Origin of the sequence: Burkholderia sp. BCC1998, from assembly GCF_905339875.1 — a bacterium.
Classification (GTDB): Bacteria; Pseudomonadota; Gammaproteobacteria; order Burkholderiales; family Burkholderiaceae; genus Burkholderia.
In genome coordinates, this window is sequence record NZ_CAJPHE010000001.1 from 572643 (window position 1) to 594717 (window position 22075).

Consider the following 22075-nt stretch of genomic DNA (forward strand, 5'->3'; position numbering starts at 1 on the left):
GGCACGCGCTCAGCGTGGCGCGCGCTGCGCGCTCTTCGGCCGGAACGCCGCGACCACCGCGGCGTCGGTCTCGATGTACGGGCCGCCGATCAGGTCGATGCAGTAGGGCACCGCCGCGAAGATGCCGGGCACGGTCGACTTGCCGTCGGCGTCGCGCAGCCCTTCGAGCGTTTCCCGGATTGACTTCGGCTGGCCGGGCAGGTTGATGATCAGCGCCGCGTGGTCGGCCGTCTCGCGAATCACCGCGACCTGCCGCGACAGGATCGCGGTCGGCACGAAATTCAGGCTGATCTGCCGCATCTGTTCGCCGAATCCCGGCATTTCCTTCGTCGCCACGGCCAGCGTGGCTTCCGGCGTCACGTCGCGCCGCGCCGGGCCGGTGCCGCCCGTCGTCAGCACCAGATCGCAGCCGGCGACGTCGACGAGTTCGGCCAGCGTGGCGGAGATCGTCGGCGCGTCGTCCTGGATCAGCCGGGTTTCGGCGCGCCATGGCGAGCGCAGCGCGCCGGCGAGCCATTCCTGCAGTGCCGGGATGCCCTTGTCCTCGTAGACGCCCGTGCTGGCGCGGTCGCTGATCGACACGAGGCCGACCACGAGTTCGTCCGGGTGGTTACGCTTCGTCGTCATGGTCGTCTCCGGCGTCGTCCGGCGCTTCGTCTGCCTCCGCCTCGTCGGTACCGCTCGCGGTCTTGATCCACTGGAACAGCTCGCGGAAATAGCGCGGCGGCTTGCCTTGCTGCGCTTCCTTGCGCGCGTTGCGGATCAGCGTGCGGCCTTCCTGGATGTCGGCTTCGGGGTGCTGGCGGAGGAATTCGGTCAGCGCGTCGTCGTTCGCGAGCAGCTGGTCGCGCGTGCGCTCGATCCAGTGCAGGCGGGCGGTCGCGGCCTTGTTCACGCCTCGCTGGGCGTCGAGCGCGGTGCGCAGCGCGGCCGTTTCGTCGTCGGTCAGCGAGCGCATCACGCGGCCGACGTACTGGAGCTGGCGGCGCTTGCCTTCGTGGTCGGTGATCCGGCGTGCCTCGCGCACGGCGTCCGCGAGGTCCTCGGGCATCGGCATGCGCTTGAGCGCGTCCTTCGGCAGGTCGACCAGGGCCTGGCCGAGCTCCTGCAGCGCGTGCATCTCGCGTTTCAACTGGGATTTGCTGGGGCGATCGTAGCCATTGCCGGCGTCGTCGTCGGCGTGCTCGATCGGCTGGATTCGGGTTTTGCGTGTCATGGGCGGCATTGTATCGCGGCGCGGACGCCCCAAGCTTGTCGGTATATGGCCCCGGACCTTGCTATGATCGCGGGATACGCAACATTTTGACCATGCGGGCGGATCGCCCGCCACCGGATATCACGACGATGGCAGCCAATCTCGACGTACAAGCGCGCTATTTCCCGCACACGCAGGACCAGCTCAAAGAAATTGCCTCGGACATCCTTCGCCATGCGAAGGCGCTCGGCGCGACGGACGCCGCGACCGAAATCTCCGAAGGCGACGGCCTGTCGGTGTCGGTGCGCCGCGGCGAGGTCGAGACGATCGAACACAACCGCGACAAGATGGTCGGCGTGACGGTGTTCATCGGCAAGAAGCGCGGCAACGCGAGCACGTCGGACTTCTCGCCGGCCGCGATCAAGGATACCGTCGCCGCCGCGTACAACATCGCGCGCTTCACGGCCGAGGACGACGCGGCCGGCCTCGCCGAGGCCGAACTGCTCGAAACCGACCCGCGCGACCTCGACCTCTATCACCCGTGGGCGCTGACGGCCGACGAGGCCGTCGAGCTCGCCCGCCGCGCGGAGGACGCCGCGTTCGCGGTCAGCCCGCAGATCCGCAACTCGGAAGGCGCGAGCGTGTCGGCGCAGCATTCGCAGTTCGTGCTCGCGACGTCGCGCGGTTTCCTCGCCGGCTACCCGTACTCGCGCCACTACATCGCGTGCGCGCCGATCGCGGGCACCGGCCGCCACATGCAGCGCGACGACTGGTATTCGTCGAAGCGCAGCGCGGTCGATCTCGCGGCGCCGGAAGCCGTCGGGCGCTATGCGGCCGAGCGTGCGCTGGCGCGGATGGGCGCGCGCCGTCTCGACACCCGCAAGGTGCCCGTGCTGTTCGAGGCACCGCTCGCGGCCGGCCTGCTCGGCGCGTTCGTGCAGGCCGTCAGCGGCGGCGCGCTGTACCGCAAGACGTCGTTCCTCGTCGACAGCCTCGGCAAGCCGGTGTTCGCACCGCACGTGCAGGTCGTCGAGGATCCGCACGTGCCGCGCGCGATGGGCAGCGCGCCGTTCGACGAGGAAGGCGTGCGCACGCGTGCGCGCAGCGTCGTCAACGACGGTGTCGTCGAAGGCTACTTCCTGTCGACCTATTCGGCACGCAAGCTCGGCACGCAGACCACCGGCAACGCGGGCGGCTCGCACAACCTCGCGCTGCGCAGCTCGAACACGCAGCCGGGCGACGATTTCGACGCGATGCTGAAGAAGCTCGGCACGGGCCTGCTGCTGACCGAGCTGATGGGGCAGGGCGTGAACTACGTGACCGGCGACTATTCACGCGGCGCGGCCGGCTTCTGGGTCGAGAACGGCGTGATCCAGTATCCGGTCGAGGAAATCACCGTCGCGAGCACGCTGCAGGAGATGTTCCGGCATATCGTCGCGATCGGCGCGGATTCGATCGTGCGCGGTACGAAGGAAACGGGCTCGGTGCTGATCGAGCAGATGACGATCGCCGGGCAGTAAGCGGCGCGGCATCGGCCGCCAGGAAACGAAAAGCCCGACCGGCGTTCATGAGCCGGTCGGGCTTTTTTGTCGCGTGCCGCGTGCCGAGTGTCAGCCGCGCTTGCGCTCGTACACGACGAACGCATAGCCGAACGTATTGGGCGTGGCGGCCTGGTGCGGGTCGCGCGAGACTTCGCGCCAGTGCGCGGGATCGGGCGCCGGGAACGACGCATCGCCGTCGAAGTCGGCATCGATCTCGGTGACGACCAGCTTGTCGGCGAGCGCGAGGCCTTCCGCATAGAGTTGTGCGCCGCCGATCAGGAATGCTTCGGGCGCGCCGTCGCGCGCGGCGAGCGCGAGCGCGTCGGCGAGCGACGTGACCGTGTCGCAGCCGTCGAAGCGGCGCGCTGCGTCGCGCGTGACGACGATATTGCGGCGGCCCGGCAACGGCCGGCCGATCGACTCGTGGGTCTTGCGGCCCATCACGATCGGCGCGCCCATCGTCGTGCGCTTGAAGAACGCGAGGTCCTCGGGAAGTTTCCAGGGCAACTGGTTGTCGCGGCCGATGATGCCGTTGCGGGCGCGCGCGACGATCAGGGTCAACGTCGTCATGAAGGTCGGGGGAAGAGGAGAACCGGAATGGCGCCGATTCTACCGGAATGGCGGCGCGCGACCGCGCCGGGGCGGATGCGCGGGCGTAGGTGCGGCGTTTGCTCCGTGATGTCCTGAATAAAAAGAGTGCCCGCCGGGGGACGGACACAAAAAACGGTTCGCGTCGCGAAGTCGACGCTGCAGGAAAGGACCTGCGCCGTTCATTTTATTCTGCAATCCTCATCGATCAAGCGGCATGATGGAGTCGTGTGCGGATTATTGATGCATGCGGTTCCCTGCGTGTCCTTCCATAGCATGCTGCACGTTGCCGGGGAGCGCCACAGGAATCGGTATCGGCAGCCGGGCCGGCGGGACGAGTTCGTCCCACAGCGTCACCGACGACTTGTCTGACGAACGCGCTCGCGGCGCGGCGACGGGCACGATTCGGAAGCGGTGGTCCTGTTGCATGCGCGGCGCGTTACCGGCAAGCGGCATCGCGCGTTCGGGCCTCGTGCTTTCTTCCGAGCGTGCCGGCATGAAGTGGCAGGCGAGTGCGAATGCAATCGTCATCTGCACACAAGACTGCAAAAAAATTGTTCGCATGGCCGCCTTCTCCCGATCCGTTACGCGTTCAGCGAAATGCATGCCATCGGGCGAAGCGCATTGCCGCGTCTGCGATTTGCGGGGAAGCGTCGTGACTAGCGATCGAAAACGCCGGGAAATGTTTCAGGCGTGAAACGAGGGGGCTCGGGAATACTGCGGATTCAATCGATACGCTTCAAGGATGAAAATTTGCGCGTGTGTCGATGCAGGTACGCGTCGCTGCGCGTTTCTATGTGCAGACGATTGATCAACGTCGACCACTGAGCGATTCGACCGTTCGCTCATCCGCGCTGCAATCGGTTTGTCGTATTCGGCGCCTATAACTAAGCTGTCTTGATCAAAAAAATAACTGGACGCGAGATGAGCGCCATCATGCGAGGCCTGTCGTCGCCGCGCATCGGCATGGCGAATCGAGCCGCTTCGGCTGACCCGGTTCGATCCTTTTGCACGCGACTTGGCGTGTACGGCAATCGTTAGACGGTTGATGAACGGGGTGAGCATATGGGAGCCGAGCAGCGGCATGTGATCTACTTCTCGCGCGAGCCGAACGACGCGTTGCGCGGGCATTTCGACGAATGCGGGTGGCGCGTCGATCTTGCGGAAAGCGCACGCGACGTGCGGCGTGTCGTGCAGCACGGCGTGGCAACGGCCGGCCTGCTCGATTTCTCGCCGGGTTTTCGACCCGCGGATCTGCGCGAACTCGAAGCGTGTCTGAGCATCCAGCACATCGGCTGGATCGCGGCGACCCGGCGCGGCCAGCTGCAGGACGCCACGCTGCGGCATCTCATTCGTGACTATTGCTTCGACTACGTCACGATGCCGTACGAGGCGGCGCGCATCGTCGAGACCATCGGGCATGCGCACGGCATGATCGCGCTGACCGAGCCGGTAGCCGCACCCGTCGGTGCCGGACGCGCCGAAGGCGAGATGGTCGGCACCTGCGACGCGATACTCGGGCTGTTCAGGACGATCCGGCGCGTGGCGACGACCGATGCGCCGGTGTTCATCTCCGGCGAATCGGGTACCGGCAAGGAACTGACGGCCGTGGCGATCCACGAGCGCTCGGCGCGCGCGCAAGCGCCGTTCGTCGCGATCAATTGCGGTGCGATTCCGTCGACGCTGCTCCAGGCCGAACTGTTCGGCTATGAGCGCGGCGCGTTTACGGGCGCGAACCAGCGCAAGATCGGCAGGGTCGAGGCCGCGAACGGCGGCACGCTGTTTCTCGACGAGATCGGCGACCTGCCGCTCGAGAGCCAGGCGAGCCTGCTGCGGTTCCTGCAGGAAGGCAAGATCGAACGGCTCGGCGCGCATGTATCGGTGCCGGTCGACGTGCGCGTGATCTGTGCGACGCACGTGGACATGGAAGCGGCGCTGCGCGAAGGGCGGTTCCGCGAGGACCTGTTTCATCGGCTGTGCGTGTTGAAGATCGAGGAGCCGCCGCTGCGCGCACGCGGCAAGGATATCGAACTGCTGGCGCGCCACATGCTCGAGCGTTTCAAGGGGGATGCGCATCGCCGCCTGCGCGGCTTCTCGCCGGACGCGATCGCCGCGCTGTACGGCTATTCGTGGCCGGGCAACGTGCGCGAGCTGATCAATCGCGTGCGCCGCGCGATCGTGATGTCGGAGGGCCGGATGATTACCGCGGCCGATCTCGAACTCAACGAATTCGCGGTACTGGCGCCCGTCTCGCTCACCGAGGCGCGCGAAGCGGCCGAACGGCAGGTGATCGAGCAGGCGCTGCTGCGTCACCGCGGCCGGTTTGCCGACGCGGCGCGCGAACTGGGCGTGTCGCGCGTCACGCTGTACCGGCTGATGTGCGCGCATGGCATGCGCGATCGCGGCGACCCGCTGGGCGGGTTTTCGGCGCCGTTGCCGGAGGTTCGGCATCACGCTTGCTAGAATTGGCGGGTAACGGTCGCCCTCGCGGCCGAAGGAACCCGCATGAAACAGTACCTCGACCTCGTTCGCACCATCCTCGACACCGGCACCTGGCAGGAGAACCGCACGGGCATCCGCACCATCAGCATGCCCGGTGCGATGCTGCGGTTCGACCTGCAGCAAGGTTTCCCGGCGGTCACGACCAAGAAGCTCGCGTTCAAGTCCGCGATCGGCGAACTGGTCGGTTTCCTGCGCGCATCGCGCAGCGCGGCCGATTTCCGCGCGCTCGGCTGCAAGGTGTGGGACGCGAACGCGAACGACAACGCGCAGTGGCTCGCGAACCCGTACCGCCAGGGCGTCGACGACCTGGGTGACGTGTACGGCGTGCAATGGCGCCAGTGGCCCGGCTACAAGGTGCTCGACGCGGGCGCCGAGGCGCAGATCGCCGACGCGACGCGCCGCGGTTTCCGGATCGTCACGCGTTTCGACGAGGACGGGGTGCCGAAGGTGCTGCTGTACAAGGCAATCGACCAGCTGCGCCAGTGTCTCGACACGATCATGGAGAACCCGGCCGACCGCCGCATCCTGTTTCACGCATGGAATCCGGCCGTACTCGACCAGATCGCGCTGCCCGCCTGCCATCTGCTGTACCAGTTCCTGCCGAACGTCACGAAGCGCGAGATTTCGCTGTGCCTGTACATCCGCAGCAACGATGTCGGGCTCGGCACGCCGTTCAACCTGACGGAAGGGGCCGCGCTGCTGTCGCTCGTCGGCCGGCTGACGGGCTACACGCCGCGCTGGTTCACGTACTTCATCGGTGACGCGCACATCTACGAGAACCAGCTCGACATGCTGCAGCAGCAGCTCACGCGCGAGCCGTACGACAGCCCGCGGCTCGAAATTGCCGAGCGCGTGCCGGACTACGCGAAGACCGGCGTTTATGCGCCCGAATGGCTCGAGCAGATCGAGCCGTCGGATTTCTCGCTCGTCGGCTACCGTCACCATGAGCCGCTGACCGCGCCGATGGCGGTCTGAGCCCGGCCTGCGACGGCGGCGGGTGACGCGACCCGCGCCAGGCAGCATGAAGAAGGCCCGACCGGCACTCGCCGGGTCGGGCCTTGCCGTTTCAGCGGTCGGATTACTGGTGGCGCCGCTCGTCGTGGCCGCCGGCCGGCGGATTGCCCGGGTGCGGCGCCTCGACGTGCGGTGCCGGTTGCGGCCGCGGTTCCATGCGCGGCGCGGGCATGGACGGCCGCGGTTCCATGTGCGGCGCGGGCATCGACGGCCGCGGCTCCATGCGCGGGGCCTGCGGCTGCGGTCGCGGCATGTCATGCACGGCGGGCGCGGGCGGACGGTACTCGTTCACGTGCGCCGGCGCGACTTCGCGGCGCGGTGCCGGTTGCGCGAATTCGGGGCGCGGTTGCGGTGCCGGAGCGGTCCGCTCGGGCCGCGGCTGCGCATGCTGGGCCGGTGCCGCGAAATCGGGGCGCGGACGCTGCTGCGGAATCTGCGCGGTCATGTCGAGTCGCGGTTGCGGCAACGCGCGCGGCGTTTCCTGCCGACGGGCGGGCTGCGCACCGGGCGTGGCTTCCGGATGCGGGACCGGCGCCGCGCTGCGCACGGGCGGCAGCGCGTTCTGTCCCGCTGCGTGGAGTGCCGTCGGCGGCGTCGGGCGCTGACGCTCCATCGGCGTGTGCGGCTGCATCCACGCGGGCGCGGGCGCCGCGGCCGCATGCGTGTTGTCGCGCCCGGCCGCCCCGTTGGCGGCCGCCGGCGGATGCGGGACGCCATTTCCGGGGCTCAACGCCTGATGCGGAGCCGGATTGCCCGGCGCCTGCGGCATCGCACCGTTGGCGAAGCGCGGCGCATTGGGGGCTTCGCCGTTCGTCGGTCGTGCGCCGTCCGCCACGACCGGCATCGGCGCACCAGGCCGCGCGGCCTGGGCCGGTGCCGGCTGGCCATCGCGTGGTGCGTGCGCCGGTTGCACGACGGGACCGTGCGGATTCACGAGCTGCACGTTGCGCATCGCCCACGCACCGGTTTTCGGGTTGCCCGGAACGCGGACCGGGCGCGCCTGGTAGTCGGCCGGCACGCTCGTCCTCGCGACCGGTGCGCCTGCGCCCGGCACGTGCTGGCCCTGCCGTGCGAGGTGCGCGGCCGCCTGGTCACGATAGGCGGCCGGCACGGCCGGATTGCGCGTCGCGACGAACGTGTGCTGTCCGAGCGCCGCCGGCGGACGGTAGCTGGCCGTGCGCAGTCCGCCGGTCAAGCTCTGGCGTACCGGCGCAATGCCGGGCGTGCCCGGCATCACGTGCGCGTTGCGCCACTGCTGCGGATCGACGCGTTGCGCGAAGTGCGCGACCGGCTGGCCGTGCACGAACGCGGACGCCGGCACGGCCGTGATCGCATGCGGCGCGCGGAAGTTCACGTACGTCTTGTTGATGTTCGTGATGTTGGTGATGTTCGTCACGTTCACGGTCTTGTTGACCGTCACGTTGTTGACCACGATGTTCCGGTTCACGCGATCGTAGTAATGCGGGCTCCAGCCGCCCCAGCCGGGATGCCAGGGTTCGCCCGGGCCGAGTGCGAACCATGCGCAGCCGGCCGCCGCGACGCCGCCGACCGTCAGCGCGACGCTCCAGTCGGGACCGCCGCCGCCGCCCACGAAGGCGACGAGCGCCGGCGCGTAGACGGGCGGCTGGCTGACGACCATCGGGCCGGGCACCCACGCCCAGCTGTCGTCGACATAGGCCCAGCGGCCGTAGTGATACGGCGCGAAGCCCCACGGCGCATCGTCGACCCAGGTCCAGCCCCACGGCGCCTGCCAGATCCAGTGACCGTCGTGATACGGCGCCCAGTCGGCGGGCGTGTCGTTCGGCACCCAGACCTCGCCGTAATTCGGGGTTTCGCGCCACGTGCCGTTCGCGTCGAGATCCTGATAGCCGGGCACGTCGCGCGATACGTAGCGGGCCGACACCGAGCGCTGCTCGGCCGCATCGCGGCCGGCGGCCCACTGGTCGAGCGCATCGGGGGCCGGCGCGGCCGATTGCTGCGCGACCTGCAGGTCGGTGCCGGTGAACACGACCTGCTGTCCGGGCGACAGCGGATACTGCCCGTTGCTGCCGTAGACGGTGGCGCTGCCGCTGCGCACGGTGACCGTCGTGCTCGCGCCGTTCGGCGCGACGTCGACGCGATAGTCGCCCGGGCCCGAGATGCCGAGCGCGAGATTGGGCGTGTCGATTTCGTACGACCCGCCGGACGGCAGATCGCGCACGTGCGTCGATACGGTGCCGAGCCCGACCTTCAGCTGCGTCGTGGTGTCGTCGAGGTTCAGCACCGACAGGCTTGTCGATTCGCCGAGTCGCACCGCCGTCGAGCCGATGTGCAGTTCCGAGCGCGCGCCGGCATCGTTCCACAACTGGTCGCCGGTGGTCAGCGGCCGGTTCACGGCGGCGTACGACCACGTATCGGTGCCGGCGGGCTCCGTCGTCACGGCACCCGACTTGTAGTTGAGCCGGGCGACGCGGCTCGGCGGATCGCCGCCCGGTTGCCGGGCGGCGGCCGCATACGCGGCGGCCTCGGTCGTTTGCGCGAATGCGGTGGGCACGGTCGCCAGCGCGGCGAACGCGAGCAGCGTGCAGCGGGCGGTTCGCTTGAGCGTGAACAGGGAAGCCATGGTGAGCGTCTTCGTCGTTATCGCGGCGCGTCGATTCGTGCCGTTGAATTCACGATATCCGCTCGGCCTGTTTCAGTGCTCGGTGTTTTGTAAGTCGAATGGCACGCGATGTAACAAAACCTGTCCACCGCGCGCCGTTGTCGTCCCGTCGCAATGTATGCGTCAAGCGGACGTAAGCCAGTCGTCGAAAACCTGCTGTCCGGGCACGGTGACGCGCAGCACGCGCGGCCGTGCGGTGCGCTCGATCCAGCCGTGGGCGCAGAAGCTGTCGAGCAGTGCCGCGCCGAGCGCGCCGCCGAGATGGGGGCGGCGCTCGCTCCAGTCGAGGCAGCCGCATGCGAAGCGGCGGCGGCGCGTGCGCTGCTGCGCGACGTCGATGCCCCAGCGCGCGAGCGCCTGGGTGCCGAGTTCGGTGGCTTCGATCGCGTCGCCGTCCGCCTGCAGCCAGCCGCGTGCGGTGAGCCCGTCGAAGATGCGGACCGCGAGTTCGCCGGCCATGTGGTCGTAGCAGGTGCGCGCGTAGCGCAGTTCGGCCGGCACCGCGCGCGACGGCGGCGGCACCGGACGGTTCGGCGCGGCCGCGCGGGCCACGTTCGCGAGCGCCTCGAGCGACGCCGCGATGTCGGCCGACGCGAGCCGGTAGTAGCGGTGCCGGCCGCGCACGTCGAGCGCGAGCAGGCCGCCTTCGGTCAGGCGCGCGAGGTGCGCGCTCGCCGCGGACGGCGACAGCCCAGCGATCATCGTCAGTTCGCCGGCCGGCCGCGCGCTGCCGTCCATCAGCACCCACAGCATCGCGGCGCGCCCCGGATCGGCGATCAGTGCGCCGATCCGGCTCAGGCCCGGAAAGTGGTGGTCGTCTTGATCGATCATCGTCGTGTCTCGTCAGGCGGAATGGCTGCAGTGTAGGTGCTGCGCACATTCGATGTTTCGGGTTCGGGTGAAATGTCGGATGCGGCGGGGCGGTGCGCGACCCGCGGTCGCCGGCCGCGCACGCGTAGAATGGCCGGACGCGGCGGCACTGGGCCGCCGGATGCGACACGATGCAACGATGAAGACGATTTTCTGCCTGTTGGCCGCCGCGTTCCTTTGCGCGGCCTGTGCGCAGGGCGGTGCGGGCGCCGCCGGCGAGCGGGGCGGCAGCCTCGAGATGTACGGGACGATCGATCAGGGCATCACGGTGCGCCGCTGACGGACGTCGATCGCCGGTGCCGATGCCGGCTCGGCGCACGGCCGCGGCCGGCCGTGCGGCGGGCGCTGCGACGTGTTGCCGCAGTGCAACGTATAATGCGCCGATTGCCGTACCCCCGCCGCCTGGAGCTACCACGATGTCCCAACCATCCCCCGTACCGGCCGCCCTCGACCGCACCGAAACCGTATTCCGCTTCCTCGCCGAGCCGTCGTCCGTGAACTTCGGCGGCAAGGTGCATGGCGGCGCGCTGATGAAGTGGATCGACGAGGTCGCGTATGCGTGCGCGGCGGTCTGGTCGAGCCGCTATTGCGTGACGGTCAGCGTCGGCAACATCCGCTTCCAGCGTCCGATCCTCGTCGGCAACCTGGTCGAGCTGAAGGCGCGCGTCGTCGCGACGGGCCGCACCAGCATGCACATCCATGTGTCCGTGCACGCCGGCGATCCGAAGGGCGGCGTGCTGCGCCAGACGACCGACTGCCTAGTCGTGTTCGTCGCGGTCGACGAGAACGGCAACCCGGTGCCGGTGCCGCCGTTCGTGCCCGAGACCGACGAGCAGAAGGTGCTCGCGAAGTATGCGGCCGACGTGCGCGCCGCGCTCGACAAGATCGTCGAGATGAAGCCCGAGGAAGTGGCGAAGGGCACCGTCTGACGACAACGGGCGCGGCGTTCGCGCCGCGCCCGTCGCATCATCGCGTCGCCCCCGCGATTACCGCGATCCGATCATTTCCTCGGGGCGCACCCACGCGTCGAATTCCGCCTCGGTCAGGTAGCCGAGCGCAAGCGCGGCGGCCTTCAGCGTCGTGCCTTCCTTGTGCGCCTTCTTCGCGATCTGCGCGGCCTTGTCGTAGCCGATGTGCGGATTGAGCGCGGTCACGAGCATCAGCGATTCGTTCAGCAGCAGGTCGATGCGCGCGCGGTTCGGCTCGATGCCCGCCGCGCAGTGGTCGTTGAAGCTCTGCGCGCCGTCGGCGAGCAGCCGCACCGATTGCAGCACGTTGTGCGCGATCATCGGCCGGAACACGTTCAGCTCGAAGTTGCCGCTCGCGCCGCCGACGTTCACCGCGACGTCGTTGCCGAACACCTGGCAGCACAGCATCGTCACGGCTTCCGACTGCGTCGGGTTCACCTTGCCCGGCATGATCGAGCTGCCCGGCTCGTTTTCCGGAATCGACAGTTCGCCGAGCCCGCAGCGCGGCCCGCTCGCGAGCCAGCGGACGTCGTTGGCGATCTTCATCAGGCCGGCCGCGACCGTCTTCAGCGCGCCGTGCGCGAACACCAGCGCGTCGGCGGCCGCCATCACCTCGAACTTGCTCGGCGCGGTCACGAACGGCAGCGTCGTCAGCCGGCCGATCTCGTCGGCGACGCGCACAGCGAACTCCGGATGCGCGTTCAGCCCGGTGCCGACGGCGGTACCGCCGAGCGCGAGTTCGTACAGGTGCGGCAGCGCCGATTCGACGTGCCGAATGCCCTGGTCGAGCTGCGCGACGTAACCGGAAAATTCCTGCCCGAGCGTGAGCGGCGTCGCGTCCTGCAGGTGCGTGCGGCCGATCTTCACGATATCGGCGAAGGCCTTCGACTTCGCGTCGAGCGTCGCGCGCAGCGTGCGCAGCGCGGGCAGCAGATGGTTGACGATCGCGTACGCGGCCGCGACGTGCATCGCGGTCGGGAACACGTCGTTCGACGACTGGCCGCGGTTCACGTCGTCGTTCGGGTGGACCTTGCGTGCTTCGCCGCGCTCGCCGCCGAGCAGTTCGCTCGCCCGGTTCGCGATCACCTCGTTGAGGTTCATGTTGGTCTGCGTGCCGGAGCCCGTCTGCCATACGGCGAGCGGGAATTCGCGCGGATGCTTGCCCGCGATGATCTCGTCGGCCGCGTCGATGATCGCGCGCGCCTTGTCGTCGGCCAGCACGCCGAGCGACTGGTTCACGGCGGCCGCGGCGCGCTTGACGATCGCGAGCGCGTGGATCAGCTCGGGCGACTGCTTCTCCGTCGAGATCCGGAAATTCTGCAGCGAGCGTTCCGTCTGCGCGCCCCAGAGCCGGTCGGCCGGCACGGCGATCTCGCCGAACGTGTCGCGTTCCATCCGAACTGCTTCGTTCATGATGCACTCCTCTTGGGAAGGGGAAAGGCCGCGCGTCGCGCGGCGTCGGGCGTATCGTGAGGCAGTCGCGCCGCTGCTGCGGCGTCCTGGGTCTTCGATCTCTTCAATCGACAAGCATAGCGCCGGCCGCGATTTTGCGTCGTGTCGCGCTCAGCGCGTCGATGCGACGAGCGATGCGCTCTTCAGATGGAAGCGCCAGGCCATCAGCGCGGCGACGCTCGCGAGGCCAGCCGCGAGCCCCCACCACAGGCCGCGTGCGCCGAGGCCGGCATGGAACGCCAGCCAGTAACCGGTCGGGAAGCCGATGCCCCAGTAGCCGAGGGTCGCCGCGAGCATCGGGATGCGCGTATCGCGCAGTCCGCGCAGCGCGCCCGAGCCGACGGTCTGCATGCCGTCGACGATCTGGAACACCGCGGCAATGCCGAGGAGCGACGCGGCCAGCGACACGGTCGCCGCGTTGGCCGGATCGTCGAGCTGGAGGTACAGGCCGACGATCGCATGCGGCACGACGATCAGCACGAGCCCCGACAGCGACATGAACGCGACGCCGAGGCCGAGCGCGACGAAGCCCGCATGCCGCGCGGCGACCGGCTGGCCGGCGCCGACCCAATAGCCGACCCGCACGTTGGCGGCCTGGCCGATCGCGAGCGGCACCATGAACGCCACCGACGCGACGTTCAGTGCGATCTGGTGCGCGGCAAGCGACGTCGCGCCGAGCACGCCGATGGTCAGGCCCGTGGCGAGAAACAGCGTCGATTCGACCCCGTATGTGATCGCCACCGGCCAGCCGATGCCGATCAGCTCGCCCATCATCGGCAGTTTCGGGCGAGCGGCGGTCACGAAATGGCGGAACCGCTGGCGGCCGTGCAGCAGCCAGATCAGCGCGAGCGCGGTGAGCCAGATGGTGATGGTCGTCGCGACCGCCGAGCCGAGGAAGCCGAGCCGCGGCAAGCCGAAGGCGCCGTGGATCAGTCCGTAGTTCAGCACGCCGTTCACGCCGACGCCGCCGATCGATACCCACAGCAGCCGCCGTGCGGCGCCGATCGCCGGCAGGAAGGCGCGCATCAGCCCGACGCCGATCAGGCTGCCGAGCGCCGCGAACCGCAGGATGCCGGTGTACTCGCCGACGTGACGCGCGAGCGTGGGCGGCTCGTGGAACATCAGCAGGATCGGTTCGGACAGCGACAGCGCGACGATCGCCGGAATCGCGAGCAGCACGGACAGCACGAAGCCGGTCCAGTAGATGTGCGGCACGCGGTGTTCCGCCTGCGCGCCGCGCGCATGCGCGACGCTCACGCTGACCGACGAGAGCACACCCTGCAGCACGGTCACGATGACGAAGAAGAAGTTCGCGCCGAGGCCGCCGGCCGCGAGTGAATCGGGGCCGAGCGAGCCGAGCAGCACCGTGTCGGTGACGCTCATCGCCATTTGCGAGAGTTGTGCGATCGCGAGCGGCGCGGCGAGGCGCGCGGTATCGGCGGCATGACTGGACAGCGACGGCGGCGCGGCGGCCGTCCGCGTAAGACCGGAATGCGACATGGAATGGGCGCTCGCGCGGGTGCGGGCCCGCGCTGTCTGTATTTATTTTGAGAGACGGCTAGCTTACGGCTTTATTCGAACGGTGTCGAACGCGCGCGCCGATGGCCATGTCACGGTCAGGGGGAACCGCTAGGCGTCGTGAACCGCGATCCGCGTATCGCCGAACAGCACGACCTGGCCCGCGCGGATCTTGCAGGTCTTGCGCAGTTCGACCACGCCGTCGACTTTCACCGCGCCGGACGCGACGAACATCTTCGCGGTGCCGCCGCTGTCGGCGAGGCCGGTGATCTTGAGAAGGTTGTGCAGCTCGACGTATTCGCCGGTCAGCGTGAAATCCAGGTTGGGCATGACGAAGGAGGCGCGCGACGCGCGGGAGGAATCGCCCCGCATCATACGGCACCGCGGGCCCGCGCGCGAGTGCGGCCGCGCGCGCATGTTTGCGCCCCGTAGCTGTTAAGGACTGTGAGCGATTCGTCAGCAAATGAAACGGTGGGTAACAGTCTGAGAGATTCGAGAACCGGCCGTGCCGCCCGCGGGTCTTTCATCGTACCTGCTGCGTGTCGCGGCAGGGGACGCGACGGAGCGTATCGATGCGCTCCGCGCCCACAACTTCTTGAGGAGGATTGTCATGTCCAAAATTCGTACGATGCTGATCGGTGCCGCGCTGACGGCGTTCGCCACTTCGGCCGCATTCGCGCAGACCGGCGTCGCGGCGCAAGGCGCCGCAGGCGCCGGCGTGCAGACGCAGGCGCCGGCAGCGGGGGCAGGCGCAGACGCGGGTATGCAGGGTGGTGCCGGCGCGAATGCGTCGGGCAACGCGGTCGGCGGCGCAACCGATGCGGTTGGCGCGGCAGCGGACGGCGCGAAGGATACGGCGGCGTCGTCGGTCCACTCGACCAAGAAGCACGCGAAGCATGCGGCGAAGTCGGCCAAGCATCACGCCGGCTCGGCGAAGTCGAAGGTGGGGGACGAAGCGGTCGAAGGCAGTGCGTCGGCCGGCGTGCAGGGCGGTGCATCGGCCTCGGGTGCCGCGCAGTAAGCGGCACCCCGACGTCGCACGACGCTCGCCCCGGACGGCGCGTCGTGACGGCGATCGACCGGCGGCCCGGTTCGCTTCGCGCGAACCGGGCCGTTCTTCATGCGTGGACGCGGGCCGTCACGGCCGGCGCTGCTCCGGCCCCGGTCCGTGCGCCGGTCGTGCCGCGGACGGGGTAAATACGCTGCGCAGCCACGCGGCGAGCCGCGTGAATACGTCGTATGGCTCGTCGACGAAGATCTCGGGCTTCAGCAGCCGCAGGTATTCCATGATCTGCTGCGCTTCCTGTTTCTGGAACGAGCCGTGCGCGAGCCCGAGCCGCAGCAGGCCGCGCAGTTCGCCGAGCTTGTCGCGCGCGGCGCTGCCGACGCTCATCTCGCACGCGAGCTTCGCCTCGTAGATGCGCTGGCGCAGCGATTCCGCGAGCCGCCACGCGGGCGTCTGCATCGATTCCTCGAGCGCCTGGATGTCGTGGACCGCGCTCTTGATCTGCGCCGCGAGCGGATCGACCAGCGACGCATCGCCCTGCGCTTCGGCGACGATCGCCTTGGCCCAGTCGCGGCACGCCTTCGCGAGCTCGTCGGGCGTCCATTCGGAGCGCGACGCGAAGCCGAAGCCGAATTCGCCGGCCTGCCGCATCAGGATCGCGACGACGTCCGGGAATTCCTTGTCGAGCGTGCGCTTCGCCCACGCGTACTGGCCGCCCTCGAGCATCCGCTGCACGGCGTGCTCGGTCAGCGGCACCATGTTGTCGAGCAGCTTGGCGCGCAGGAAATCCTCGAACGACGGCGTCGCGAACTGCGGGTCGAGTTTCAGCGACACGCGCACGAACGCGTCGTAGTCCTTGCGCAGGGACGCAAGCGTGTCGTCCTTGAGGGAAAGGGTGATCTGGCCCATGAATCGTCTCGATGGCGGCCCGCGCGGGCCGGCGGCCGACATCGCGCACCGGTGCGGGCGCGGCGTCGACGGACCGGTTCGCGCCGAGGCCGATGGCGGGTCTTCACTTCCTATATCGGCGCGCCGGACGGAAACTTGAGCGCGGCCGGCGAGGTCCGCTCAGGCCGGCAGCCAGTGCGGCATCACGACCCCTTGCCAGAAGAAGAACACCGCGAGCCCGACCGCGATCGTCACGAGCGGCCGGCGTGTCGTCGCCGACACGAGCACGGCGGCGAGCGCGCCGACCAGCTGCGAATTGCGCCAGGTCAGCTCGGCCGTGCCGCCGTGCGGCGAGACGGTCATCGGCACGATGATCGCGGTCAGCACGGTGATGGGCACGAAGCCGAGCGCGGTTCGCACGAGCGGCGGGAAGGTCAGCCGCTCGCCGAACAGGAACAGCGTCGTCCGGATCGCATAGGTGATCACGGCCATCCCGAGGATCAGCAGCGCGTAGCTCACGATGCGGCCTCCGTGCGTGAAGCGGTGCGCGAACGCTCGTGCAGCAGCGTGAGCGCGACGCCGACCACGACGCCGGCGGCGACCGCGCCCAGCAGCCCGAGCTTGTACGGCCAGCCCTGCCAGAAGTACGCGAGCGTGCCGGCCGTCGCGGCGGCCGCCAGATAGCGCAGCGTGCCGAGCTGCGGGACGACGATCGCGATGAAGGTGGCCGCCATCGCGAAATCGAGGCCGAGCGACTGGAGGCCGGGGAAGGCCGCGCCGAAGCCGATGCCCGCGAGCGTCCAGATCTGCCAGTTCAGATACATCGCGAGGCCCGAGCCGAAGAAGTAGTGCGGGCCGATCGCGCCGGGCGGGAAGTGGCGGTAGTGCGCGTAGGCGACCGCGAACACCTCGTCGGTCATCAGCGCGCCGAGCGTCGCGCGCCAGCGCAGCGGCAGGTGCGCGACGTACGGCGCGAGCGTCGCGCTGTACAGCAGGTGACGCAGGTTCACGATCAGCGTCGTCGCGAGCACGACGACGAAGCTCGCGCTGCCCGCGATCAGGCCGAGTGCGATGAATTGCGCGGAGCCCGCGAACACCGCGAGCGACATCAGCGCGCCGTGCCATGCGGCGAGCGGGCCGCCGCCGACGAGCGTGCCGAAGATCACGCCGAACGGTGCCGCGCCGATCATCATCGGGATCGTGTCGCGTGCGCCGTCGAGCCATTCGTTGAGCGGGCGGCGAGGCGGGGGCGTAGGTGTGGGTGTGGGGTTCAAGGGGCGCGTCTCCATGAAATGGAGGATAGCGGGGTGATGCAGCGGCGGCTTGTATGTTCTTGCGCCCGCGCGGGTGCCGATGGCGCTGCGTGCGTGCGGGTTGCGGTCCGTCGTCGAATGCAGGGAAAGGCGTCAGCGCGCCTGCCAGCGTCCGGGCGGCACGCCGAACATTCGTTTGAAATGCCGCGTGAAGTGACTCTGGTCGACGAAGCCGCTGGCCGCGGCGACATCGGCGATCGGCACGCCCGCGCGCAACGGCGCAAGCGCGCGCTGCAGCCGCAGCTGGTTGCGCCACGCATGCGGCGGCATCCCGGTCGTGCGCGTGAACAGGCGCGCCGCGTGAAACGGCGACAGGCCGGCGGCCTGCGCGACGTCGTCAAGCGTGACCGTGCCCGTGAGATCGGCGGCGAGCCGCTCGCGCATCGCGTCGACGCGCGGTTCGTCGGCCGCGAGCGCCGCCGGTTGCAGCCGCGCGTCGGCATGGCGCGCGATCAGTGTCGACAGCGCATCGAGCATCGCCGTTTCGGCGGCGAGCGGATCGTACGCGCGCTGTGCCGCGGCGGCCGGATCATTGGCGGCCGGCTGCTCGTGGGGGTGGAACGGCGGCATGCGTTCGCTGCCGGCCTCCATCATCCGGTGGGCCAGCGCGAGCCGTGCCGCGAGATCCGTGTCGCGGATCACGTCGGACGGGAACCATGGCGCATCCTGCGGCCGCCCCGCGATCGCGCTCGCGAGCGCGCGAATGTAGTCGACCGGCACGTAGCTCACGCGATAGCACCAGCCTTCGTCGGTCGCGCGCGAGCCGGTGTGCACTTCGCCGGGATTGATCACGGGCACGGTGCCCGTTTCGGCGACGTGGCCGCTGCCGCGACAGGTGTAGCGCTCCGCCCCCTCGAGGATCACGGGGATCGTGTACGCGTCGTGCCAGTGCGGCGCGAATGTATGGTCGCGATAGGTGGCGGTGAGCAGATCCGCGTCCGGCAGCAGCGGCGTGCGCCAGTAACGTGCGGAGTCCGGAAGAAGGCGGGGGGCGGACATGGTCGGGCGCGAGGGCGGTCGAATCGACAGTGTAGCGCTCGCGCGCCCGGCCGGCGCGGGCTTACTTGACCGGAATCGTCGTGCCGGCCGGCATCGGCACGGCGGTCACGGCGTTCTTCGGGCTGCCGCTGACGATGCGGTCGCTGTAGGTCAGATAGACGAGCGTGTTGCGCTTCTTGTCCACCACGCGCACGACGTGCAGCGTCTTGAAGATGAACGACATCCGTTCGCTGAACACGTCGGTCTGCTGCTTGAGCGGCTCCTTGAAGCTGAGCGGGCCGACTTGCCGGCACGCGATCGACGCTTCGCTCGGATCCTCGGCGACGCCGAGCGTGCCCTTGATCCCGCCGGTGCGCGCCCGCGACACGTAGCAGGTGACGCCCGTCACGAGCGGATCGTCGTACGCTTCGACGACCACGCGGTCGGAGCCCGTCACGCGGAAATGGGTGTTGACGCTGCCGACTTCCTCCGCGTGCGCGAGCGGCGCGGTGGCAAAGGCGGAGAGCAGAAGGGCGAGCGACGCGGCGGAAAGGAGGCGGTGCTTCATCGACGGAACCGGATGCGAATGCGGGACAGAAACTCTAGCATGCGCGGCGGTGACCGGCGGGCGCCGGAAAAACAAAAGGCCCGTCGAATGACGGGCCTTTCGCTGTCTGGCTCCCCGACCTGGGCTCGAACCAGGGACCTACGGATTAACAGTCCGGCGCTCTACCGACTGAGCTATCGGGGAATAAATCGGTACATCTGCTTGCGTGTTCGGTAACCAACAAAAAACCCGTCCACTTTCAACGGGCCTTTGTTTTTTGGCTCCCCGACCTGGGCTCGAACCAGGGACCTACGGATTAACAGTCCGGCGCTCTACCGACTGAGCTATCGGGGAACAAACAACAACAGCAGAGAAACGAGATTGTATGGAGTGTTCGCTAACCTGTCAACACTTTTGAGCGGCGGCGCACCAAAAAATTTTTGCAGCGCCGCTGCGCGATCAGCGCTCGAGCAGGTGCAGCTTGTCCTGCACGTCCTTCCACTCGTCCGCGTCGGCCGGTGCCGGCTTGGTCTTCGTGATCGACGGCCAGTCCTTCGCCAGCTCGGCGTTCAGCGCGGTGAACTGCTGCTGGTCGCCCGGAACGTCTTCTTCGGCATAGATCGCATTGGTCGGGCACTCGGCGACGCACACGGCGCAGTCGATGCACTCGTCCGGATCGATGGCGAGAAAGTTGGGACCTTCACGGAAGCAATCCACCGGGCACACATCCACGCAATCCGTGTATTTGCACTTGATGCAGCCTTCGGTCACAACGTGAGTCATTAAAACGCTCCTGCTTGGCGGTATATATGGGGTGGCGTGTGCGCCAAAAGCGGCATTGTAACTGAAGCGCAAAACCCGCATGGCGTGGTCGGCTTTCCGGCTTATATCGTTTCGTGATTAGTTTATGGGGCTGGCGGCGGGCGCGGCGCGTGCGGCCGTGCGCCCGGCGCGTCGGGCAGGGCGGTTTCACGATGGTCGGGCCCGCATTCGGGTAACATGGCCGACAGACCGGGCGGCGCGCGGTGCGCCGGGCCTGTCACGATATTGGCGGTGCCGCAAACATGATCATCACTTCGCTGCTCGACACGGATCTCTACAAGTTCACGATGATGCAGGTCGTCCTGCATCACTTTCCTGCCGCAAACGTCGAGTACCGGTTCCGGTGTCGCACGCCCGGCGTCGATCTCGTGCCGTACATCGACGAGATCCGCGACGAGGTGCGCGGCCTGTGTGCGCTGCGCTTCACCGACGACGAACTCGACTACCTGCGGCGCATGCGCTTCATCAAGAGCGACTTCGTCGACTTCCTCGCGCTGTTCCACCTGAACGAGAAGTACATCTCGATCACGCCTTCGCCGAAGGGCAACGGCGAGATCGACATCGTGATCGAAGGGCCGTGGCTGCACACGATCCTGTTCGAGATCCCGGTGCTCGCGATCGTCAACGAGGTCTATTTCCGCAACACGCAGCGCGAGCCCGACTATCGCGAAGGCCGCGAGCGGCTGGGCGAGAAGATCAAGCTGCTCGGCGCGAAGCCCGAGTTCGCCGACTGCAAGATCGCCGACTACGGCACGCGCCGGCGCTTCTCGAAGGTCTGGCACGAAGAGGTCGCGCTGACGCTGCGCGACGGGCTCGGGCCGCAGTTCGCGGGCACGAGCAACGTGTTCTACGCGATGAAGCACGGCCTGACGCCGCTCGGCACGATGGCGCACGAATACCTGCAGGCCTGCCAGGCGCTCGGCCCGCGGCTGCGCGATTCGCAGACCTACGGTTTCGAGATGTGGGCAAAGGAGTATCGCGGCGACCTCGGGATCGCGCTGTCGGACGTCTACGGGATGGACGCGTTCCTGAACGACTTCGACATGTACTTCTGCAAGCTGTTCGATGGCGCGCGCCACGATTCGGGCGACCCGTTCGAGTGGGGCGAGCGCATGCTGCGCCACTACGAGGCGAACCGCTGCGATCCGCGTACCAAGGTGCTCGTGTTCTCGGACGCGCTCGACATCCCGAGGGTCATGCAGCTGTACGAACGGTTCCGCGGCCGCTGCAAGCTCGCGTTCGGCGTCGGCACCAACCTCACGAACGATCTCGGCTACGTGCCGCTGCAGATCGTGATCAAGATGGTCCGCTGCAACGGCCAGCCGGTCGCGAAGCTGTCGGATACGCCGGGCAAGAGCATGTGCGACGACAAGGCGTATCTCGCGTACCTGCGCCAGGTGTTCGGCATCGCGCAGCCGGCCGACGACGCATCGCAGTAAGCGTCGGCCATGCGGCCAGGTGCGTCGCGGCGGGGGCGGCCGGTATAATCCGACGGTATCGCACGCCAACGTCACGAGGACCGTTCATGGACACTTCCGCTGCCCGTCGCCAGATCCTCGCACGCATTCGCGCGGCGCAAGGACGTGCGCCCGAGCCCGATGCAGCGGAGCGCGACGGCGTCGCCGACTATCTCGCCCGCCATCCCGAGGGGCCGCGCCCGCCGATGCCGGCCGACCTCGTCGCCGCATTCGTCGATGAAGCGGCGCGCCTGTCGACGACGGTCGACGAAGTCGCGACGCTGGCCGACGCGCCCGCCGCCGTTGCCCGCTATCTTTCCGCTCACGGCTTGCCGATGCAGGCCGTCGCATGGCGCACGCTGGCCGAGCTAGACTGGGCCGGCGCCGGCCTGTCGGTCGAATGCCGCAAGCCGCGCGACGGCGACCTCGTCGGCCTCACCGGGTGCTTTTGCGCCACCGCCGAAACGGGCTCGCTGGTGCTGCTGTCCGGCCCCGACACCTATGCATCGGCCGGGCTGCTGCCGGAAACCCACATCGCGATCGTGCCGGCGTCGCGGATCGTCGCGGGCCATGAAGACGCATTCGCGCTGATTCGCGCGGAGCGCGGCGAATTGCCGCGCGCGGTCAATTTCGTATCGGGCCCGTCGCGCACCGGCGATATCGAGCAGACCATCGTGCTCGGCGCACACGGCCCGTACCGCGTTCACGCGATCGTCGTGCGCGGTGCATGACGATCGCGTCCGATCGATCCTCACTCGACTCACTCGCACAAGGA

Annotated in this window: 24 protein-coding genes and 2 tRNA genes; 8 read left to right on the forward strand and 18 right to left on the reverse strand. The window is 68.5% G+C overall.

Annotated features, from left to right (window positions below; all coding sequences use genetic code 11):
- Positions 1 to 9 precede the first annotated feature (9 nt).
- Complete coding sequence (gene mog, locus U5A56_RS02635) at positions 10 to 627, reverse strand: molybdopterin adenylyltransferase (RefSeq protein WP_081259227.1); 618 nt, start codon at positions 625 to 627, stop codon at positions 10 to 12.
- On the reverse strand, positions 611 to 1216 hold the full coding sequence (yjgA, locus tag U5A56_RS02640; protein ID WP_311766850.1) for a ribosome biogenesis factor YjgA: 606 nt from the start codon (positions 1214 to 1216) through the stop codon (positions 611 to 613). Before yjgA ends, mog begins: the two co-directional genes overlap by 17 nt.
- Positions 1217 to 1344: 128 nt before the next feature.
- Here yjgA and pmbA point away from each other — a divergent pair, with 128 nt between their 5' ends.
- Positions 1345 to 2715, forward strand: a complete 1371-nt coding sequence (gene pmbA, locus U5A56_RS02645) for a metalloprotease PmbA (RefSeq protein WP_044844808.1) — start codon at positions 1345 to 1347, stop codon at positions 2713 to 2715.
- A 90-nt stretch (positions 2716 to 2805) separates the two neighbouring features.
- On the opposite strand, the gene U5A56_RS02650 is transcribed toward pmbA, so the two are convergent.
- The 3 genes from U5A56_RS02650 to U5A56_RS02660 form a co-directional block, all read right to left on the reverse strand.
- Entirely contained in the window at positions 2806 to 3306 is a 501-nt protein-coding gene (locus U5A56_RS02650; protein WP_044844807.1) for a dihydrofolate reductase, read from the reverse strand.
- 255 nt (positions 3307 to 3561) lie between these two features.
- A complete protein-coding gene (locus U5A56_RS02655) occupies positions 3562 to 3888 on the reverse strand; it encodes a hypothetical protein (RefSeq protein ID WP_321920868.1) in 327 nt (108 codons plus the stop codon).
- A 123-nt stretch (positions 3889 to 4011) separates the two neighbouring features.
- Positions 4012 to 4410: a hypothetical protein gene (locus tag U5A56_RS02660; protein ID WP_185641329.1), complete on the reverse strand. Its 399-nt coding sequence runs from the start codon at positions 4408 to 4410 to the stop codon at positions 4012 to 4014.
- Between U5A56_RS02660 and U5A56_RS02665 the strand changes: the two genes are divergently transcribed.
- Both U5A56_RS02665 and U5A56_RS02670 read left to right on the forward strand, forming a co-directional pair.
- On the forward strand, positions 4390 to 5787 hold the full coding sequence (locus U5A56_RS02665; RefSeq protein WP_044844805.1) for a sigma-54 dependent transcriptional regulator: 1398 nt from the start codon (positions 4390 to 4392) through the stop codon (positions 5785 to 5787). The two genes, U5A56_RS02660 and U5A56_RS02665, sit on opposite strands and share 21 nt — an antisense overlap.
- A 42-nt stretch (positions 5788 to 5829) precedes the next feature.
- On the forward strand, positions 5830 to 6801 hold the full coding sequence (locus U5A56_RS02670; RefSeq protein ID WP_044844804.1) for a thymidylate synthase: 972 nt from the start codon (positions 5830 to 5832) through the stop codon (positions 6799 to 6801).
- A 103-nt stretch (positions 6802 to 6904) separates the two neighbouring features.
- On the opposite strand, the gene U5A56_RS02675 is transcribed toward U5A56_RS02670, so the two are convergent.
- The gene (locus tag U5A56_RS02675) at positions 6905 to 9442 is read right to left on the reverse strand and encodes a DUF6600 domain-containing protein (RefSeq protein ID WP_321920869.1); all 2538 of its coding nucleotides are present in this window, start codon (positions 9440 to 9442) and stop codon (positions 6905 to 6907) included.
- Positions 9443 to 9604: 162 nt separating this feature from the next.
- The gene (locus U5A56_RS02680; RefSeq protein ID WP_321920870.1) at positions 9605 to 10312 is read right to left on the reverse strand and encodes a helix-turn-helix transcriptional regulator; all 708 of its coding nucleotides are present in this window, start codon (positions 10310 to 10312) and stop codon (positions 9605 to 9607) included.
- 178 nt (positions 10313 to 10490) lie between these two features.
- On the opposite strand from U5A56_RS02680, the gene U5A56_RS02685 reads away from it, so the two are divergent.
- Positions 10491 to 10631, forward strand: coding sequence for a hypothetical protein (locus U5A56_RS02685; RefSeq protein ID WP_185500387.1), 141 nt, complete (start codon positions 10491 to 10493; stop codon positions 10629 to 10631).
- A gap of 136 nt (positions 10632 to 10767) precedes the next feature.
- Positions 10768 to 11280: an acyl-CoA thioesterase gene (locus tag U5A56_RS02690; protein ID WP_014897688.1), complete on the forward strand. Its 513-nt coding sequence runs from the start codon at positions 10768 to 10770 to the stop codon at positions 11278 to 11280.
- Positions 11281 to 11337: 57 nt separating this feature from the next.
- Here U5A56_RS02690 and fumC read toward each other — a convergent pair whose 3' ends face one another.
- The 3 genes from fumC to U5A56_RS02705 form a co-directional block, all read right to left on the reverse strand.
- On the reverse strand, positions 11338 to 12732 hold the full coding sequence (gene fumC, locus U5A56_RS02695; protein ID WP_321920871.1) for a class II fumarate hydratase: 1395 nt from the start codon (positions 12730 to 12732) through the stop codon (positions 11338 to 11340).
- Positions 12733 to 12882: 150 nt separating this feature from the next.
- Complete coding sequence (gene norM / locus U5A56_RS02700; RefSeq protein ID WP_124487478.1) at positions 12883 to 14271, reverse strand: multidrug efflux MATE transporter NorM; 1389 nt, start codon at positions 14269 to 14271, stop codon at positions 12883 to 12885.
- Between the two features lie 129 nt (positions 14272 to 14400).
- Positions 14401 to 14619, reverse strand: coding sequence for an RNA-binding S4 domain-containing protein (locus U5A56_RS02705; protein WP_006753074.1), 219 nt, complete (start codon positions 14617 to 14619; stop codon positions 14401 to 14403).
- Between the two features lie 280 nt (positions 14620 to 14899).
- Between U5A56_RS02705 and U5A56_RS02710 the strand changes: the two genes are divergently transcribed.
- The gene (locus U5A56_RS02710; protein WP_321798377.1) at positions 14900 to 15310 is read left to right on the forward strand and encodes a hypothetical protein; all 411 of its coding nucleotides are present in this window, start codon (positions 14900 to 14902) and stop codon (positions 15308 to 15310) included.
- A 117-nt stretch (positions 15311 to 15427) separates the two neighbouring features.
- Here the strand turns inward: U5A56_RS02710 and U5A56_RS02715 are convergent, their stop codons facing one another.
- The 8 genes from U5A56_RS02715 to fdxA form a co-directional block, all read right to left on the reverse strand.
- Positions 15428 to 16204, reverse strand: a complete 777-nt coding sequence (locus U5A56_RS02715; protein WP_044844797.1) for a DUF4088 family protein — start codon at positions 16202 to 16204, stop codon at positions 15428 to 15430.
- 159 nt (positions 16205 to 16363) lie between these two features.
- Positions 16364 to 16702, reverse strand: coding sequence for an AzlD domain-containing protein (locus U5A56_RS02720; protein WP_321920872.1), 339 nt, complete (start codon positions 16700 to 16702; stop codon positions 16364 to 16366).
- The gene (locus tag U5A56_RS02725) at positions 16699 to 17472 is read right to left on the reverse strand and encodes an AzlC family ABC transporter permease (protein WP_321920873.1); all 774 of its coding nucleotides are present in this window, start codon (positions 17470 to 17472) and stop codon (positions 16699 to 16701) included. The genes U5A56_RS02720 and U5A56_RS02725 overlap by 4 nt, the downstream gene beginning before the upstream one ends.
- Before the next feature lie 117 nt (positions 17473 to 17589).
- Positions 17590 to 18495, reverse strand: a complete 906-nt coding sequence (locus U5A56_RS02730; protein WP_044844794.1) for an AraC family transcriptional regulator — start codon at positions 18493 to 18495, stop codon at positions 17590 to 17592.
- A gap of 61 nt (positions 18496 to 18556) precedes the next feature.
- Positions 18557 to 19042: a CreA family protein gene (locus U5A56_RS02735; RefSeq protein WP_044844793.1), complete on the reverse strand. Its 486-nt coding sequence runs from the start codon at positions 19040 to 19042 to the stop codon at positions 18557 to 18559.
- A gap of 107 nt (positions 19043 to 19149) precedes the next feature.
- Positions 19150 to 19225, reverse strand: a tRNA-Asn gene (locus tag U5A56_RS02740).
- 74 nt (positions 19226 to 19299) lie between these two features.
- Positions 19300 to 19375 (reverse strand) — tRNA-Asn (locus tag U5A56_RS02745).
- A 105-nt stretch (positions 19376 to 19480) separates the two neighbouring features.
- A complete protein-coding gene (gene fdxA / locus U5A56_RS02750; RefSeq protein ID WP_011351384.1) occupies positions 19481 to 19804 on the reverse strand; it encodes a ferredoxin FdxA in 324 nt (107 codons plus the stop codon).
- Positions 19805 to 20085: 281 nt separating this feature from the next.
- Between fdxA and pncB the strand changes: the two genes are divergently transcribed.
- Both pncB and U5A56_RS02760 read left to right on the forward strand, forming a co-directional pair.
- Positions 20086 to 21282, forward strand: a complete 1197-nt coding sequence (gene pncB, locus U5A56_RS02755; protein WP_321920874.1) for a nicotinate phosphoribosyltransferase — start codon at positions 20086 to 20088, stop codon at positions 21280 to 21282.
- An 86-nt stretch (positions 21283 to 21368) separates the two neighbouring features.
- Positions 21369 to 22031 (forward strand): lactate utilization protein C, encoded by a 663-nt coding sequence (locus U5A56_RS02760; protein WP_321798386.1) that lies wholly within the window; start codon positions 21369 to 21371, stop codon positions 22029 to 22031.
- The last annotated feature ends 44 nt before the right edge of the window (positions 22032 to 22075 follow it).